Source organism: Streptomyces lichenis (genome assembly GCF_023218175.1).
In the GTDB taxonomy this organism is placed as follows: Bacteria; Actinomycetota; Actinomycetes; order Streptomycetales; family Streptomycetaceae; genus Streptomyces; species Streptomyces lichenis.
Map to the genome: position 1 here is coordinate 280,646 of NZ_JALPTH010000004.1, position 15,828 is coordinate 296,473.

Sequence of the window (15,828 nt, forward strand, 5' to 3'; positions counted from 1 at the left end):
GTTGAGGAGCTTCCTGCGTTGGTGAGAAGCTATAACCGCAACTCGCGAGAGTCAATAATTTAAGTGAGAAGCTATAACTATTGGTCAGGGGGCCGTGATCCGGCGGTAGGCGATCTCGGCCAGCCTGGCCTGGCCGTCCAGGCTCGGGTGGAACCAGTCGTAGGGGCTGAGCTGGTCGCCGGTGAACCTGTAGTCGAACACCGCCCCGCCGTCGTACCGGCACAGCCGGTCCCGCTCGCAGACCTCGCGCAGCGCCTCGTTGTACGCCACCACCCGCTCGTACACCTCGGTCCGGCGCCGCTCGGCGCTCGCACCGGTGTCCTCGGCGCCGCCCAGCATCGACGGGCAGAGGCCCAGCTTCCATATCTGACGGCCCATCGGGTTCTCCCAGCCGGTGGCCCACAGCCGCCGCAGGTCCGGCACGCTCGCCACATACACCCGGCTCCTGGGGGAGCCGTCCCGCAGCCGCCGCAGCGACTCCTCGAAGGAGGCCCGGTACTCCGCGACCGGGGTCATCGCCGCCACGCTGCTCCGGCAGGCGTCATTGGCCCCGGTCAGCACGGTCACCAGGTCCGGCCGGTGGGCCGCCGCACGGCTCATCTGCCCGGGCAACTCGGCCATCCGCGAACCGGATTTGGCGAGGTTCCAGGTACGGGTGGACAGGGTGGAGGGGCCGAGCAGCCGCCGGGCCAGGCTGTTCACCCGGGCATCGGTGCCGGTGGCCCAGGAGGAGTCGGGGCAGTCGGTCAGCACCCCGCAGGCGTTGAAGCTGCGGGTGATGGAGTCGCCGACGGCGGCCAGCGACGCCGGGTCCCGGTCCCAGCCGGGCGTGGGGGTAGGGGAGGGTGAAGTGCGCTCGGCCCGGGGCCGCTCGGCCGGCGCCCGGTCGCAGCCGGCCGTGCCCGCGAGCAGTGCGGCGGCCACCACCGCCGCGACCCCGGCCGCGGGTCGCGGGGGCAGGGCCGACCGGCCGGTGGTACGGGGGCTCCGTCGGCTGCGGGGCATGGGGGTCGCCCTTTCGTCGGCGTCCTGGCGGGTGAAACATCCGCCGATTCCCGTCACGTTCGGTGACGGAAGTGGCACGGTGTTCCGGTGGTGTCGCGGTGGTGTTCCGGGGCCGGGTTCCGCGGTGCGGACCTCCCGCTCGACCGTACGCCATCCCCATGCGCCCCTGCGCACGGTAGCTTTGGCCCGTCGAGGCGGGCCGGTGCCGCAGCCGGTGGCCCCGGACCCGGCAGGCGTCCCGCCGGTCGGCTCCGGTAAATTACATCACGTCACATGCTGTCCCTTTTGTGGAGTTTCACTCCTGATGCTGTTTACTGAGGCCGCTGGGAATGGCGACCCTCGTCCCACTCTGGAGGTCCCGGTGACGACACGTGGAGTCCTGTACGTACACTCCGCCCCCCGCGCGCTGTGCCCGCACGTGGAATGGGCGGTCGCCGGAGTGCTCGGCGCCAGGGTCCAGCTCGACTGGATCCGCCAACCCGCTTCACCGGGCACCTGGAGAGCCGAGTTCTCCTGGCGGGGCGAGGTGGGCACCGCCTCCAAACTCGCCTCCGCGCTGCGCGGCTGGCAGCTGCTCCGCTTCGAGGTGACCGCCGAACCGTGCGCCACCGCCGAGGGCGAGCGCTACAGCGCCACCCCCGAACTGGGCATCTTCCACGCGGTCACCGGCATCCACGGCGACATCCTGGTCCCCGAGGACCGGCTGCGCGCCGCGGTGGCCCGGGCCGCGCAGGGCGAGACCCAACTGGAGGCGGAGGTCGCCCGGCTGCTGGGCAAGCCCTGGGACGACGAGCTGGAGCCCTTCCGGTACGCGGGTGAGGGCGCCCCGGTCCGCTGGCTCCACCAGGTGGTCTGACCGCACGTCAGGACCCCGTGTGCGTACGGCTTCGGGCCCGCTCCCTTGTGGGGGCGGGCCCGTTCGCGTATCCCGGGGGCTCACTCCGCCGCGGCCCGCTCCTCGCGGTCCAGCTCGGTGAGCAGCCGGCGCAGCAGGGCGCGGGCGGCGGTGACGTCCTGCTCCGGGAGGGTCCCCAGCAGGACGCGGTGGTGGGCGGCGGCCCGCTCGGTGACCCGCTCCAGCGCGGTCCGGCCGGTGGGCGTGAGGGTCAGCAGCGGGGAGCCCCGGTGCTCGGGGTTGCCGGCGAAGGCGGCATGGCCCCGCTCCACCAGGTCGTTGGCGACCCGCTGCACGTTCTGGCGGGTGACGCCGAGGCGGCGGGCGGCCTGGGGGACGGTGACCGGCTGCTCGGAGGCCGCGCTCAGCACCTGCCAGCGGGCCTGGGTCAGGCCCTCGGTCGCCGCCGTCCGCTCGCCGAGCCGCCGCAGCGCGCCCGCCGCCTCGTAGACATCGGCCACCAGCAGGGCGAAGGCGTCGGTTCTCCCGGGCGCGGCGGGCGCCGGGGGCGGGAGGGCATCGGACATGACCGACTCCTTTGACAAGCTATTGTCTGAGTGGAAACCTGTTGTCATGCTAGTCGGGGGGTACGTACCGAGGAGAACAGCGCATGCCCAGGATCGATCTGTACCGGAATGTTCACATGGGCCAGCGGGCCCGACTCTTCGCCCTCGCCGTGGAGCTCGGCGCGGCGGACGGCGCCGACCAGGCGGTCGCCGAGGAGTTCGCCGACCGCGCCCTGGCCATGACGGCGGAGCTGCGCGAGCACGCCGACCACGAGGACACCCACATACACCCGCTGCTGCGCGAGCGGGCGCCCGCCGCGGCCGACGCCCTGGACGCCGAACACATCCGGCTGGACGCCGCGCTGGCCGCGCTGGACGAGCGGGCCCGCGCCTTCCCCAAGGCCGGATCGGACGCCCGGGCCGGATCGGAGGCCCAGGCCGGATCGGACGCCCGGGCCGGATCGGAGGCCCAGGCCGGATCGGACGCCCGGGCGGAGGCGCAGCACGCGCTGTACCTCGCGGTCAACGAGCTGATCAGCGCCTATCTGGCCCACCTGCACGCCGAGGAGACGGTGGCGATGCCCGCGCTCTGGGCGGCGTACGGCGACGGGGATCTCGGCGCGGTGTTCGGCGGCTTCCAGGCCACCCGCTCGCCCGAGCAGCGCCTCGGCGACCTGCGGGGCATGCTGCCCGCGCTGCCGCCGCGGGTGCGGGCCGCCATCGCCCGGGCCACCGTGGAGGCGCTGCCGCCCACCGAGGCCGGCTCCGGGCTGTACGCGCTGAGCACCACCCTGGCCCCGGCGCAGCGGGCCCGCCTCTACGACGACCTGGGCGCTCCGGAGGCCTGGGCGGCGCGCTGAGCTTCGTACCGGAGACGCGCCGTGCGGACACGCACCGGGGCCCGGGCCTCCCGCGAGGGGAGACCCGGGCCCCGGTGGCGTACCGGTCGATGCGGCGGTCACACGGTGCGGAAGGCCAGCACCACGTTGTGGCCGCCGAAGCCGAAGGAGTTGTTGATCGCGGCGATGGTGCCCTCGGGCAGTTCGCGGGGCTCGTCGCGCACCACGTCCGCGTCCACCTCCTCGTCCAGCTCGGTCACGTTGATGGTGGGCGGGGCGGTGCGGTGGTACAGCGCCAGGACCGTCGCCACGGTCTCGACGCCGCCGGCGCCGCCCAGCAGGTGGCCGGTCATGGACTTGGTGGCGGAGACCGCGATGTGGTCCAGCTCGTCGCCGAGCACCGAGCGCAGCGCCTTGACCTCGGCCACGTCGCCCTGCGGGGTGGAGGTGGCGTGCGCGTTGAGGTGCGCGACCTCCGCGGGCTTCAGGTCGGTGGTGTCCAGCAGGCCGCGCAGGGCGGCGGCGACACCGCGGCCGGTGGGCTCCGGCTGGGCGATGTGGTGGCTGTCCGAGGACAGGCCCTGGCCCAGCACCTCGCAGTAGGCGCGGGCGCCGCGCTTGGCGGCGTGCTCGGCAGACTCCAGGACGACGACACCGGCGCCCTCGCCGAGGACGAAGCCGTCGCGGCCCTTGTCGTAGGGGCGGGAGGCGCCCTGCGGGTCGTCGTTGTTCTTGGACATCGCCATCATGTTGGCGAACGCGGCGACCGGCAGCGGGTGGATCGCCGCCTCGGTGCCGCCCGCCACGACCACGTCGGCGCGGCCGGTGCGGATCATCTCCACGGCGTAGCCGATCGCCTCGGCGCCCGAGGCGCACGCCGAGACCGGGGTGTGCACGCCCGCCTGGGCGTTCACCTCCAGGCTCACGTTGGCGGAGGGGCTGTTGGGCATCAGCATCGGCACGGTGTGCGGGGAGACCCGGCGTACGCCCTTCTCCTTGAGCACGTCGTACTGGTCGAGCAGGGTGATCACGCCGCCGATACCGGAGGCGATCACCGTGCCCAGGCGCTCGGGGGCGACCTGCTCGTCCTCGCCGGCCCGGGCGGTGAAGCCCGCGTCGGCCCAGGCCTCACGGGCCGCGATCACCGCGAACTGGGCCGAGCGGTCCAGCTTGCGGGCGAACGGGCGGGGCAGGACGTCGCCCGGGTCCACGGCCGCGACGGCCGCGATCCGGACGGGCAGCTCGGCGAAGCGCTCGCCCTCCAGGGCGCGGGCCCCGGAGCGACCCGCCAGCATGCCCTCCCAGGTCGAGGCGGAGTCGCCACCCAGCGGTGTGGTTGCGCCGATACCGGTGACGACCACGGTGCGATTGGTCGAGTTCACAGGATTTCTCTCTCCACGAGTATCGAGGTGTGCGGAAACACGGCGCCACCGCCGGGTGGCGGTCCGATCAGCCCTGGTGCTTGGCGATGTAGTCGGCGGCGTCGCCGACGGTCTTCAGGTTCTTGACGTCCTCGTCGGGGATCTTCACGTCGAAGCGCTCCTCGGCGGCGACGACGACCTCGACCATGGACAGCGAGTCGACGTCCAGGTCGTCGGTGAAGGACTTGTCCAGCTGGACGTCCTCCGTCGGGATGCCGGCGATCTCGTTCACGATCTCCGCGAGACCTTCGACGATCTCTGCCTGCGTGGCGGCCATGTGGCGCTCCTTCGGTGTGGCCTGCCCGGTGTCTGGTGCCGGGAGGGGTATGGAGGTGTGTCCGGCCCGCCGGGCGGACCCGGCGGATCCCTCGGTGCCTCCTCCCGCCGCCCCGTCCGGGGCAGGGGAGTCGTCCCGCCGAGGGGGCGGGGTGCGGCCGGTCCGGAGGTCCGCTCCGGGGGCCTGGCGACCGGTGTGACGGACGCCGGGCCTGCCCGGGAGGACCCGAACCGTGCCTAGGGGAGGGTAACGACCGTCGCGGCGTACACGAGACCCGCCCCGAAGCCGATGACGAGCGCGGTGTCGCCGCTCTTCGCGTCGCCGGTCGCCAGAAGCCGCTCCATCGCGAGCGGGATCGAGGCGGCCGAGGTGTTGCCGGTGGTCTCCACGTCCCGGGCGACCGTGACGTGCTCCGGCAGCTTCAGGGTCTTCACCATCGAGTCGATGATCCGCATGTTGGCCTGGTGCGGGATGAAGACGTCCAGGTCGGCGGCGGTGATCCCGGCCGCGTCGAGCGCCTGCTGGGCGACCTTCGCCATCTCGAAGACGGCCCAGCGGAACACCGCCTGGCCCTCCTGCGTGATCGCGGGGAACTTGACCTCGCCGCGCTCGTCCAGCGGCAACTTCGCCGTGTCGCCGCTCCGGAAGTCGGTCCACGGCACGGTCTGCCGGATGGTCTCCGACTTGTCGCCCTCCGAGCCCCACACGGTGGGGCCGATGGCCGGCTCGTCGGCCGGGCCGACGACGACCGCGCCGGCGCCGTCACCGAACAGGAAGGCCGTCGCCCGGTCCTCCGGGTCGGTCAGGTCGCTCAGCCGCTCCACGCCGATGACCAGCACGTACTCGGCCGAGCCCTCGACCACCATGCCCTTGGCGAGGGTCAGCCCGTAGCCGAAGCCCGCACAGCCCGCCGAGATGTCGAACGCGGCCGGCTTGCCCGCGCCGAGCTTGTCGGCGATCTCGGTGGCCACCGCCGGGGTCTGGCGGAAGTTGGAGACGGTGGAGACGATCACCCCGCCGATCTGCTCCGGGGCGAGCCCGGCGTCCGCGATGGCCTTGCCGGCCGCCTCCACCGACATCGCGGCCACGGTCTCCTCCGGGCCGGCCCAGTGGCGGCTGACGATGCCGGAGCGCGAGCGGATCCACTCGTCGGAGGAGTCGATCCGCTCCAGGATCACCTCGTTGGGCACGACCCGGGTCGGACGGTAGCCGCCGACACCCATGATCCGCGCGTACGGGGCGCCCTTGCTGGGCTTGATCTTCGCCATGCTCTACGGCTCCTTGTCAGACCGCGGGCCGCGCGTGCTCGGCGATGAGCGCGCGTGCCGCGTCGAGGTCGTCCGGCGTCTTCAGGGCGACCGTCGCGACACCCTTCAGGGCCCGCTTGGCGATACCGGTGAGCGTGCCGCCCGGGCACACCTCCACCAGCGCCGTGGCGCCGAGCTGCTGGAACGTTTCCATGCACAGATCCCAGCGGACCGGGTTGGCCACCTGGCCCACCAGCCGGGCGACGACGTCGGCGCCCTCGGCCACGGTCCGGCCGTCCTTGTTCGACACATACGGTACGGCGGGATCGGCGGCCCGGAGCTCCTCGGCCGCCGCGCCGAGCACCGCCACCGCGGGCTCCATGTGGCGGGTGTGGAACGCCCCGGCCACCTTCAGCGGCACCACCCGGCGCACGCCCTGCGGCGGGTTCTCCGCCAGCGCGGCCAGCTGCTCCAGGGTGCCGGCCGCCACGATCTGGCCCGCTCCGTTGACGTTCGCCGCGGTCAGGCCCAGGCCCTCCAGGTGCGGGACGGACACCTCCGGGTCGCCGCCGAGCAGCGCCGACATCCCGGTCTCGGTGACGGCGGCCGCGTCGGCCATCGCCAGCCCGCGGGTGCGGACGAACCGCAGCGCGGCCGTCTCGTCGAGCACCCCGGCGAACACCGCCGCGGTGATCTCGCCGACACTGTGGCCCGCGACGGCGCCGGGGGAGGCGTCCCCCAGCGCGGACCCGGCCAGCAGACCCGCCGCCACCAGCAGCGGCTGGGCCACCGCGGTGTCGCGGATCTCGTCCTCATCGGCCTTCGTGCCGTAGTGGGCGAGGTCGAGCCCGATGGCGTCCGACCACGCGGCGACGCGGTCGGCGGCACCGGGGAGGTCGAGCCAGGGAGTCAGGAAGCCGGGCGTCTGAGCGCCTTGGCCGGGAGCGACGAGTACGAGCACTCTCACACTCTCTCTTGTGCGCGGCCCCCGACGCCCGTGGGGACAGGGACGAAGAACCGCTGGGGGAATTGTCGGTGTCCCACAAAGGCGGGCAGCGGGCGGCACCAGACTAGGCCTGGCCGTCCCCCTGGACCAGACGCCCGAGGATGAGCGCGATCCGCAGCGTGAACGCCGAACGGACATCGGACGGCGACCAGCCGGTGACATCCGTCACCCGGCGCAGCCGGTAGCGCACGGTGTTGGGGTGAACAAACAGCATCCGGGCCGCGCCCTCCAGGCTGCTCGCCTGCTCAAGGTAGACGCTCAGCGTCTCCAGCAGCGCCGAGCCCGCCTCCTCCAGCGGCCGGTAGATCTCCTCCACCAGCTGCTCGCGGGCCGACGGGTCCCCGGCGATCGCCCGCTCCGGCAGCAGATCGTCCGCCAGCACCGGCCGCGGCGCGTCCTGCCACGCCGAGCAGGCCTTCAGCCCGGCCGCCGCGGCCTGCGCGGACCGGGTCGCCGCCTGGAGGTCCGGCACCACCGGACCGGCCACCACCGGCCCCGCCGCGTACGGGCCGATCAGCGCCTTCGCCACATGCATCGGGTTGTCGTCGCCGCCCGCGATCACCACCAGCCGGTCGCCCAGCACCCCGGTGAGCACCTGGAGCTTGGCGTGCCGGGCGGCCCGGCGGATCGCCTCCACCGTCAGCTCGCTGTCCCCGTCCGGGGCGGTGCCCAGGATCACGCACACATGGTCCGGCGAGTTCCAGCCCAGCGCCGCCGCCCGGGACACCGCGCCCTCGTCGGCCTCCCCGGACAGCACCGCGTTGACCACCAGCGACTCCAGCCGGGCGTCCCAGGCGCCGCGCGCCTCCGCCGCCTGCGCGTACACCTGCGCCGTGGCGAAGGCGATCTCCCGCGCGTACACCAGCAGCGCCTCGCGCAGCACCGACTCGTCGCCCGGGGCGGCGACCTCCTCGATGGCGCTCTCCATCACCTCGATGGTGGTGCGCACCATCTCCACGGTCTGCCGCAGGGTGATCGCCCGGGTCAGCTCCCGCGGCGCCGTCCCGAACACGTCGGTGGAGATCGCCTGCGGGGTGTCCGGGTGCCGGAACCACTCGGTGAACGCGGCGATGCCGGCCTGCGCCACCAGCCCGATCCACGACCGGTTCTCCGGCGGCATCGCCCGGTACCAGGGCAGCGTCTCGTCCATGCGGGCGATGGCGTTCGCCGCGAGCCGCCCGGAGGACCGCTCCAAGCGCTTGAGGGTCGCGGAATGCGGGTGGGCGTCGTTCGCAGCGGGTTCAGGCACGGGGACAAGACTGCCTTATCGCGACGTCCGGGTGCGGTGGCGGGGTTCGGGGGGCGGTGCGCGGAGGGCGTTCTCCGGCCGGGGGCCGGTGGCGGGGAGCGGAGGAGGGGACCGGGGTACGGAGGCGGGTCCGGGAGCGGGGCGCGGTGGCGAGGTCCGGGGGGTCTTCCCCTGGCCGGGAGCGGGGCGCGGTGGCGAGGTTCGGGGGGTCTTCCCCTGGCCGGGAGCGGGTCGCGGTGGCGAGGTTCGGGGGGTCTTCCCCCGGGCGGGAGCGGGTCGCGGTGGCGAGGTCCGGGGGGTCTTCCCCCGGCCGGGAGCCGGTCGCGGGGGGCGTTGTCCGGCCGGGGTCCGGCCGGGGGCCGGTGACGGCGCTCCGGGGCCGGGGGCCGACGGCGGGGTTCGGGGGGCGGTGCTTCGGGGGCCGGGGGCCGATGGCGGGGTTCGGGGGGCGGTGCTTCGGGGCGGGCTACGGTACGGGGGTGAGCTCCGAGAACGCCGTCCCCGGCTGGACCGTGCACCGCGCCGGCGACCGCTACCCGGGCGGCGACCCGGCCGCCGGTATCCGCACCCGGCACGCCTTCTCCTTCGGCCCCCACTACGACCCGGACAACCTCCGCTTCGGCGCCCTGATCGCCGTCAACGAGGAGCGCCTGGCCCCCGGCGCGGGCTTCGCCGAACACCCGCACAGCCACACCGAGATCGTCACCTGGGTGACTGAGGGCACCCTCGCCCACCGCGACTCGGCCGGCCACACCACCGAGGTCCGCCCCGGCGACCTCCAGCACCTCAGCGCCGCGTCGGGCGTCCGCCACGAGGAGCGGGAGGGGGCGGGGAAGGGCGGCGACCGGGACCTGGTCTTCGTGCAGATGTGGCTGGCGCCCCGCGAGCCCGGCGGCGACCCCGGGTACACCGTCCTCCACTCCCTGCCGACCCCGATCGCCCGGTACGAGCTGCCCGCCGCCGGTGCCGTACTGCACGTCCACCGCCCCGCCGGTCCCGGCGCCGAGGTCCCGCTGCCCGCCGCCCCCTTCGTCTACGCCCATGTGGTGCGCGGCACCCTCCGGCTGGCCGGTGACGAGCTGGGTCCCGGCGACGCGGTACGCGCCCGGGGCGGCGCGCCCGCCCTCACGGCACTGGACGCGGCCGAGGTGCTGGTCTGGGAGATGGCGGGCTGAGGGCCCGGCGGGGCGCGGGGGTTCACGGGCGGGGGCGGGCGGGGCGGGCGGTGGCGTCAGCCCAGCTCGTCGGCCACTACTGCCGCGGCCTCGGCGATCAGCCGGTCGTCGGGCTCGGCGTCCTGGTCCTGCCGGTAGGACATGATCGCCACCACCAGCGGGGCCCGGCCGGGCGGCCAGATGACGGCGATGTCGTCGCGCGCGCCGTGGTGGGAGCCGGTGCCGGTCTTGTCGCCGACCTTCCAGTCGGCGGGCACCCCGGCGCGGATCGTCCGGTCGCCGGTGGTGTTCCTCAGCAGCCAGCCGGTGAGCAGCTTCCGCTCCCTGGCGCCGAGCACGTCTCCGAGGGTGAAGGCGCGCAGGTCGACGGCCAGTTGGCGCGGGGTGGTGGTGTCGCGGCGCTCACCGGGCACCCAGGTGCTCAGCTCGGGCTCGATCCGGTCGGTGCTGGTGACCCGGTCGCCGGTCGCCTCGCGCAGCGCGGCGCCGAGCGCCCGCGGGCCCCCGAGGTCCCTCAGCAGCACATTGGCGGCGGCGTTGTCGCTGTAGCGGACGGTCGCGTCGCACAGCGCGCGCAGGCTCATCTCCCCCTTGCCCGTGGCGTCCAGGTGCTTCTCGGTGATCGGCGAGTTGGCGACGAGGTCGCCGCGGCCGTAGCGCAGCACCCGGTCCATGCCGTCGGCGCCGTTCCTCTTCAGGACCACCCCGGCGAGCAGCGCCTTGAAGGTGGAGTTGTACGAGAGGCGGCTGTCGGCGTTCCAGGCCAGTTCCCGCCCGCTTCCGGTGTCCACCGCGTACACCCCGAGGTGCGCGTCGTACCTCCGCTCCAGGGCGCGCAGCGCACCCCGCCCGTCGGCCGCCGCCGAGGGGTTCTCGGCGGCGCTCGCGGTGGCGGCCGGGGCCGGACGGCCCGAGCGGTCCGCGGCGGTGCTCTGCCCGCCGCAGCCGGTGAGCGGGAGCAGAAGGAGGGCGGCGAGCCCGGTGAGCGCGGCACGGCGGCGGCCGGCCCGGGTGGGCCGGGAGCCCGGCCGGGGCGGTACGGGGGGAAGGGTGGGCTGCATGGGTGCGGGGGCTCCCGTCGTCTCGTCGTCCCGGGCACGCGGTCCGCGCCGGGGAGATGGCCGGCCGCGACCGGGTACGGGACCCGGGGCCGCGGCCGAGGCGGGCCGGCCGCCTCACCGCCACCCTCGCCGCCCGGGGAGCGCGGGCACCAATACCGCCGCGCCGGGTTTCATGCCCGATCCGCATAGAGTGGCCGGGTGGATCTGGTCGGGGCATGTCGTACCTTCGTCGCCGTCAGCGACCACGGCGGCTTCACCGGCGGGGCGGCGGCCGCCGGGGTGTCGCAGCCGGTGGCCAGCCGCCGGGTCGCCGCCCTGGAGGACCACCTCGGGGAGCCGTTGTTCGAACGCTCGGTGCGGCGGGCGGTGCTCACCCCCTTCGGCCGCGAGATGCTGCCCTACGCCCGCCGGCTGGTGGAGGACGCGGACGGCCTGCTGTACGAGGCCGCAGCCGCCCGCCGCAGACCCTGGCGGCTGGCCGTGCCGGAGACCTGCACCACGGGCGGCCTGGCCCGGCTGGTGGCCCGGGCGCGCGACCTCGGGATGAACCTGGACCCCAGGCCCGAGCGCCCGGCCCGCCGCGCCGAACTCCTGCTCGCCGGGCGGGTGCGGGCCGCCCTGCTCGCCGTCCCGGAGCACGAGGCGGTCTGGGCGGTGCCGCTCGGCCTGGCCACCGCCCAGGACCCCGGGGTGCGCCGGATCCATCTGGAGACCCTGCGGCTGGGGCGGACCACCAGGGGCCCGGCCCGGCGGGTGTGGCTCCAGCCGGAGGACGATGTGCCGCACCTCCGCGACCCGCTCACCCGGCTGCGGGACGCCCTCGGGCTGCGGCCGGGGCAGCTCGCCGTCGCCGCGGACCTGACCGCGGCCGCCGCCGAGGTCCTGGCCGTCGGCGACCTGCTGCTCTGCTCGGCCCCCGAGGCGGACCGGCTCGGCCTGCACTGGCGGCCGCTCGGCGAGACGACCCCGGTGCGGGGTTGCCTGCTGGGCGTGGCGGCCGACAGCGGGCCCGAGCCCCCGCTCTCCCGGCTGGGCGCCGAGATCGGCCGCTGTCTGGGAGTCCCGGGAGCGGAGCCGGAGGCCGTGGTCGCGGCCCGAGGGGGAGAGGGACGGGGATGAGCGGTACTGAGGCGCTGCTGCGCTCGCTGCGTGAGGAGTTGCGGGACGGGGGACTGCGCGGCTGCCTCCTCGTACGGGATCTGCGGACCGGGGAGGAGGTCGGCCTCGATCCGGACGTACCGCTGCCGTCCGCCTCGCTGGTCAAGGTGCCGCTGGCGCTGGCCACCGCGGAACGCGTCCGGCGCGGCGAGCTGGACGGGGCGCGGAGGGTCGAGGTGGCGCCCGGCCGGATCACCACCCCGGGCCCCACCGGGCTGAGCCGCTTCCGGCACCCGGCCCGGGTCGCCGTGGACGACCTGCTCTATCTGAGCCTCTGCCTGAGCGACAGCACCGCGGCCGACGCGCTCTTCGACCTCACCCCGCCGGAGCGGGTGACGGACCGGCTGAGGGAGTGGGGCCTGACCGGGATCACCGTCCGGCACCGGGTCGGCGAGCTGTCCGACACCCCCGAGGAGCGGTTCGACGGCGGGCAGGCGCATCTGGCGCACGCGCTGGCCATCGGGGCCGGCACCGGCGAGGCGGCCGGCGGCCGGGGCCACCAGCTGCCGCAGCTGGACACCACCCGGGCCAGCAGCGGCACCGCCCGCGCCTGGGCGGACCTGCTCCAGGCCCTGTGGCGGCCGTCCGCCATCCCGCCCGAGGTGGCGGCCACGGTCCGGGAGCTGATGCGGCACAACCTCAACCGCCAGCGGCTCGCCCCGGACTTCAGCTCCGACGCGACGACCTGGTCCTCCAAGACGGGCACCCTGCTGAACCTGCGCCATGAGATCGGTGTGGTCGAGCACGGTGACGGCCAGGCCTTCGCCGTGGCCGCCCTCACCGAGTCCTTCGTGCCGGCCGGCGCGCAGCCCGGCGCGGAGGCGCTGATGGCCCACGCCGCCCGCACCCTGCGGGACCATCTGCGCCAGCGCTGACGACTCCCGTCACCGGCAGCGGACTCAGCGGCAGAGGGCGTCCAGGTCCTCGACGAAGGCGGGGAACTCGGCTCTCGCCGCCGCGACGATCTCGCGGGCGGGACGGCGGGGTGTGGTGGCGTGCCGCCCGGCTATCGCCTCCAGCTCCGGGTTCGGCCGCTGGTCGTCGCCGTCCCCGATCCCGTGCTCCACGACCTCCATGGGCCCGTACCCGTCGGCCAGCACCCACAGGAAGTCCGAGAGGCTTCCGGCGACCACCCCGCGCTCGCCCTCCGAGCCCAGGAACACCACCGGCTGCTCGGCGAGCCCCCGCCCCGGCCGTACGCACCACAGGGCGGCCAGCCCGCCCGTACCGTCCTGCCCGAACACCCGGTAGGCCCCGGCGTCCGCCTCCGGGTCGCCCGTCCAGCCGCGCAGCCAGTCCGCGGTCTCCTCGGCCGAGTCGAAGGCGTCGTACGGCTCGAAGTCCACGGAGGCGAGGGCGGAGTCCGCCGCACCGTCGTACCAGGGGAACTCCACCCCGGCGATCTCCGCCAGGGCGGCCGGGAAGGCCCGGTCGCCGCCCACCGCCCGGCCGGAAGCGTTCGTCTCGATCATGCCTGAAGGCTAGACCGGGCCACTGACAACGCCCGTCCGCTACGGAAGAGGGGGCGCCGTCTCGCGCAGCTCCGCCAGCACCGCGTCGGTGAACACCGGCCAGGCCTCGACCGCCCACGGCCCGAAGTCCCGGTCGGTGAGCGCCACACAGGCGGCGCCCGCGTCCGGGTCGATCCACAGGAAGGTGCCGGACTGCCCGAAGTGGCCGAAGGTGCGGGGCGAGGAGGCGGAGCCCGTCCAGTGCGGGGACTTGCCGTCCCGGATCTCGAAGCCGAGGCCCCAGTCGTTCGGCCGCTGGTGGCCGTAGCCCGGCAGGATGCCGGTCAGCCCCGGGTACTCCACCGACATCGCGGCCAGCACCGTGCGCGGGTCGAGCAGCCGGGGGGACTGCACCTCGGCGGCGAAGCGGACCAGGTCGTCCACGGTCGAGACGGCGTCCTTGGCGGCCGAGCCGTCCAGGGTGGTGGAGCGCATACCCAGCGGCTCCAGCACGGCCTGCCGCAGATACTCGGGGAACGGGATGTCCGTCGCCTTGGCGACATGGTCGGCCAGCACCTCGAACCCGGCGTTGGAGTAGATCCGCCGGGTGCCCGGCTCGGCCTGCCGCCGGTGCTCGTCGAAGGCCAGACCGGAGGTGTGGGCGAGCAGATGGCGGACCGTGGACCCCTCGGGCCCGGCCGGCTCGTCCAGCTCGACCGCCCCCTCCTCGTACGCCACCAGCACCGCGTACGCCGCGAGCGGCTTGGTCACCGAGGCCAGCGGGAACGGCCGGCCGGTCGGGCCGTGCGCGCCCGCCACCGTCCCGTCCGCGCGCACCACGGCGGCCGCCGCGTTCGGCACCGGCCAGTTGTCGATCGTCGCCAGGCTTCGCAGGCTCCCCGGGTTTCCCATGGGGCCGAGCGTATCCCCGCCCCCGGTGCGGCCGTGCGGCCGGTCCGCGCTTGCTTGGAGTGCACTCCAAGGTTCTAGCGTGGAGGTCATGACGGTGATCCAGAGCACTCCCGTGGCCACTGGCGTGACCACCCCGGTGGACGTCTGCACCGTGGCGCCGCCCGCCCATCCGCGCCCGGACGGACAGGACCGCTACACCATCAGCGAGGTCGCCGCCTGGACCGGGCTGAGCGCGCACACCCTGCGCTGGTACGAGCGGATCGGGCTGATGCCACACGTGGACCGCTCGCACACCGGGCAGCGCCGGTTCACCAACCGCGACCTGGACTGGCTGGTCTTCGTCGGCAAGCTGCGGCTCACCGGGATGCCGGTGGCCGCCATGGTCCGCTACGCGGAACTGGTCCGCGCCGGCGAGTCCACCTTCGAGGAGCGGCGCGAGCTGCTGGAGACCACCCGGCGGGACGTGCTGGCGCGGATCGCCGAGCTCAACGGCACCCTCGCCGTACTCGACCACAAGATCGGCTTCTACGGCTCCCGGCCGCCCGCGGCGGACTGACGGCTGCCCGGAGGCACGCACCACCCGAGAGGAACACGGACGACATGAGCACCGGCACCGAGAAGATCGCGACCGTACGCCTCGGCACCCACGGCCCCCAGGTGGGCGTCCAGGGCTTCGGCGCGATGGGCATCAGCGAGTTCTACGGGGACACCGACGAGGCCGCGGCCCGGGACACCCTGGACGCCGCGCTGGAGGCAGGCGTCACCCTCATCGACACCGCCGACATCTACGGGCGGGGCGCCAACGAGGAGTTCCTCGCCCCGTTCACCGCCGCCCACCGGGACGAGATCACCCTCGCCTCCAAGTTCGCCATCCAGCGCGACGACACCGACCGGCGGGTCGTCCGCAACGACCCCGCCTACATCCGCACCGCCGTCGAGGCGAGCCTGCGCCGGCTGGGCACCGACCACCTCGACCTCTACTACATGCACCGCCGCGACCCGGCCGTGCCGCTCGCCGAGTCGGTCGGCGCGATGGGCGAACTGGTCGAGCAGGGCAAGGTCCGCTTCCTGGGCCTGAGCGAGGTGACCGGTCCCGAGCTGCGCGAGGCGCACTCGGTGCACCCCATCACCGCCCTGCAGTCCGAGTGGTCGGTGTTCTCCCGGGACGTGGAGCGCAGCGCGGTCGGCGCCGCCGCCGAACTGGGCGTGGCCTTCGTGCCGTACTCCCCGCTCGGCCGCGGCTTCCTCACCGGGGCGTTCGCCAACGCCGAGACCGACCTCTCGGCCGGTGACTTCCGCCGCTTCCAGCCGCGCTTCACCGGCGACAACGCCAAGGCCAACGCGGCCCTGCTGGAGCCGCTGCGCACCATCGCCGCCGCGCACGGGGCGACCCCCGCGCAGATCGCGCTGGCCTGGGTGCAGCAGCGCGCCCGGGTGCACGGGCTGACCGTGGTGCCCATCCCCGGCACCCGCAAGCGCTCCCGGCTGCTGGAGAACGCCGGCGCCACCCGGATCACCCTCACCGAGGCGGAGCTGGCCGAGCTGGAGCCGATCGCCGGCCGGGTCGCCGGCGACCGCTACCCGGACATGTCCACCACCTCGGCCGCCCGCGAGGGCTGAGCACCC

17 protein-coding genes are annotated in these 15,828 nt (G+C 74.7%); 7 read left to right on the forward strand and 10 right to left on the reverse strand.

The genetic code is table 11. From position 1 onward, the window contains the following. Positions 1–84: 84 nt before the first annotated feature. Positions 85–1,005, reverse strand: coding sequence for an SGNH/GDSL hydrolase family protein (locus M1O15_RS06270; protein ID WP_248632221.1), 921 nt, complete (start codon positions 1,003–1,005; stop codon positions 85–87). A gap of 361 nt (positions 1,006–1,366) precedes the next feature. Here M1O15_RS06270 and M1O15_RS06275 point away from each other — a divergent pair, with 361 nt between their 5' ends. Next, positions 1,367–1,861, forward strand: a complete 495-nt coding sequence (locus tag M1O15_RS06275) for a DUF3145 domain-containing protein (RefSeq protein ID WP_248632222.1) — start codon at positions 1,367–1,369, stop codon at positions 1,859–1,861. A gap of 80 nt (positions 1,862–1,941) precedes the next feature. Here M1O15_RS06275 and M1O15_RS06280 read toward each other — a convergent pair whose 3' ends face one another. After that, positions 1,942–2,427, reverse strand: a complete 486-nt coding sequence (locus tag M1O15_RS06280; protein WP_248632223.1) for a MarR family winged helix-turn-helix transcriptional regulator — start codon at positions 2,425–2,427, stop codon at positions 1,942–1,944. A gap of 83 nt (positions 2,428–2,510) precedes the next feature. Here M1O15_RS06280 and M1O15_RS06285 point away from each other — a divergent pair, with 83 nt between their 5' ends. After that, positions 2,511–3,266: a hemerythrin domain-containing protein gene (locus M1O15_RS06285; RefSeq protein WP_248632224.1), complete on the forward strand. Its 756-nt coding sequence runs from the start codon at positions 2,511–2,513 to the stop codon at positions 3,264–3,266. A gap of 98 nt (positions 3,267–3,364) precedes the next feature. On the opposite strand, the gene fabF is transcribed toward M1O15_RS06285, so the two are convergent. The 5 genes from fabF to M1O15_RS06310 all read right to left on the reverse strand — a co-directional run bounded on the left by fabF (position 3,365) and on the right by M1O15_RS06310 (position 8,445). After that, positions 3,365–4,627, reverse strand: coding sequence for a beta-ketoacyl-ACP synthase II (gene fabF / locus M1O15_RS06290; RefSeq protein ID WP_248632225.1), 1,263 nt, complete (start codon positions 4,625–4,627; stop codon positions 3,365–3,367). A gap of 67 nt (positions 4,628–4,694) precedes the next feature. Beyond that, a complete protein-coding gene (locus M1O15_RS06295; RefSeq protein WP_105866898.1) occupies positions 4,695–4,943 on the reverse strand; it encodes an acyl carrier protein in 249 nt (82 codons plus the stop codon). A 236-nt stretch (positions 4,944–5,179) separates the two neighbouring features. Continuing rightward, positions 5,180–6,211, reverse strand: coding sequence for a ketoacyl-ACP synthase III (locus M1O15_RS06300; protein ID WP_248632226.1), 1,032 nt, complete (start codon positions 6,209–6,211; stop codon positions 5,180–5,182). 16 nt (positions 6,212–6,227) lie between these two features. Continuing rightward, positions 6,228–7,151: an ACP S-malonyltransferase gene (locus M1O15_RS06305; protein WP_248632227.1), complete on the reverse strand. Its 924-nt coding sequence runs from the start codon at positions 7,149–7,151 to the stop codon at positions 6,228–6,230. 109 nt (positions 7,152–7,260) lie between these two features. Continuing rightward, on the reverse strand, positions 7,261–8,445 hold the full coding sequence (locus M1O15_RS06310) for a PucR family transcriptional regulator (protein ID WP_248632228.1): 1,185 nt from the start codon (positions 8,443–8,445) through the stop codon (positions 7,261–7,263). Between the two features lie 479 nt (positions 8,446–8,924). Between M1O15_RS06310 and M1O15_RS06315 the strand changes: the two genes are divergently transcribed. Continuing rightward, entirely contained in the window at positions 8,925–9,620 is a 696-nt protein-coding gene (locus tag M1O15_RS06315) for a pirin family protein (RefSeq protein ID WP_248632229.1), read from the forward strand. 56 nt (positions 9,621–9,676) lie between these two features. Here the strand turns inward: M1O15_RS06315 and bla are convergent, their stop codons facing one another. Continuing rightward, positions 9,677–10,681, reverse strand: a complete 1,005-nt coding sequence (gene bla, locus M1O15_RS06320; RefSeq protein WP_248632230.1) for a class A beta-lactamase — start codon at positions 10,679–10,681, stop codon at positions 9,677–9,679. A 198-nt stretch (positions 10,682–10,879) separates the two neighbouring features. Between bla and M1O15_RS06325 the strand changes: the two genes are divergently transcribed. Further along, entirely contained in the window at positions 10,880–11,800 is a 921-nt protein-coding gene (locus M1O15_RS06325; protein ID WP_248632231.1) for a LysR family transcriptional regulator, read from the forward strand. Beyond that, positions 11,797–12,714, forward strand: a complete 918-nt coding sequence (locus M1O15_RS06330) for a serine hydrolase (RefSeq protein WP_248632232.1) — start codon at positions 11,797–11,799, stop codon at positions 12,712–12,714. Before M1O15_RS06325 ends, M1O15_RS06330 begins: the two co-directional genes overlap by 4 nt. 24 nt (positions 12,715–12,738) lie before the next feature. Here the strand turns inward: M1O15_RS06330 and M1O15_RS06335 are convergent, their stop codons facing one another. Beyond that, positions 12,739–13,311 carry an SMI1/KNR4 family protein gene (locus M1O15_RS06335; RefSeq protein ID WP_248632233.1) on the reverse strand — a complete coding sequence of 191 codons (573 nt, stop codon included), beginning with the start codon at positions 13,309–13,311 and terminating at the stop codon, positions 12,739–12,741. A gap of 39 nt (positions 13,312–13,350) precedes the next feature. Continuing rightward, on the reverse strand, positions 13,351–14,202 hold the full coding sequence (locus tag M1O15_RS06340) for a serine hydrolase domain-containing protein (protein WP_248632234.1): 852 nt from the start codon (positions 14,200–14,202) through the stop codon (positions 13,351–13,353). A gap of 88 nt (positions 14,203–14,290) precedes the next feature. Between M1O15_RS06340 and M1O15_RS06345 the strand changes: the two genes are divergently transcribed. Beyond that, positions 14,291–14,758 (forward strand): MerR family transcriptional regulator, encoded by a 468-nt coding sequence (locus tag M1O15_RS06345; protein WP_248632235.1) that lies wholly within the window; start codon positions 14,291–14,293, stop codon positions 14,756–14,758. A 44-nt stretch (positions 14,759–14,802) separates the two neighbouring features. Further along, positions 14,803–15,822, forward strand: coding sequence for an aldo/keto reductase (locus M1O15_RS06350; RefSeq protein ID WP_248632236.1), 1,020 nt, complete (start codon positions 14,803–14,805; stop codon positions 15,820–15,822). The last annotated feature ends 6 nt before the right edge of the window (positions 15,823–15,828 follow it).

Excerpts from the sequence above, each read along its gene's own strand:
- M1O15_RS06270 (WP_248632221.1), bottom strand. The coding sequence starts at position 1,005 with ATGCCCCGCAGCCGACGGAGCCCCCGTACCACCGGCCGGTCGGCCCTG.
- M1O15_RS06280 (WP_248632223.1), bottom strand. The coding sequence starts at position 2,427 with ATGTCCGATGCCCTCCCGCCCCCGGCGCCCGCCGCGCCCGGGAGAACC.
- M1O15_RS06285 (WP_248632224.1), top strand. The coding sequence starts at position 2,511 with ATGCCCAGGATCGATCTGTACCGGAATGTTCACATGGGCCAGCGGGCC.
- M1O15_RS06295 (WP_105866898.1), bottom strand. The coding sequence starts at position 4,943 with ATGGCCGCCACGCAGGCAGAGATCGTCGAAGGTCTCGCGGAGATCGTG.
- M1O15_RS06300 (WP_248632226.1), bottom strand. The coding sequence starts at position 6,211 with ATGGCGAAGATCAAGCCCAGCAAGGGCGCCCCGTACGCGCGGATCATG.
- bla (WP_248632230.1), bottom strand. The coding sequence starts at position 10,681 with ATGCAGCCCACCCTTCCCCCCGTACCGCCCCGGCCGGGCTCCCGGCCC.
- M1O15_RS06330 (WP_248632232.1), top strand. The coding sequence starts at position 11,797 with ATGAGCGGTACTGAGGCGCTGCTGCGCTCGCTGCGTGAGGAGTTGCGG.
- M1O15_RS06335 (WP_248632233.1), bottom strand. The coding sequence starts at position 13,311 with ATGATCGAGACGAACGCTTCCGGCCGGGCGGTGGGCGGCGACCGGGCC.
- M1O15_RS06340 (WP_248632234.1), bottom strand. The coding sequence starts at position 14,202 with ATGGGAAACCCGGGGAGCCTGCGAAGCCTGGCGACGATCGACAACTGG.
- M1O15_RS06345 (WP_248632235.1), top strand. The coding sequence starts at position 14,291 with ATGACGGTGATCCAGAGCACTCCCGTGGCCACTGGCGTGACCACCCCG.
- M1O15_RS06350 (WP_248632236.1), top strand. The coding sequence starts at position 14,803 with ATGAGCACCGGCACCGAGAAGATCGCGACCGTACGCCTCGGCACCCAC.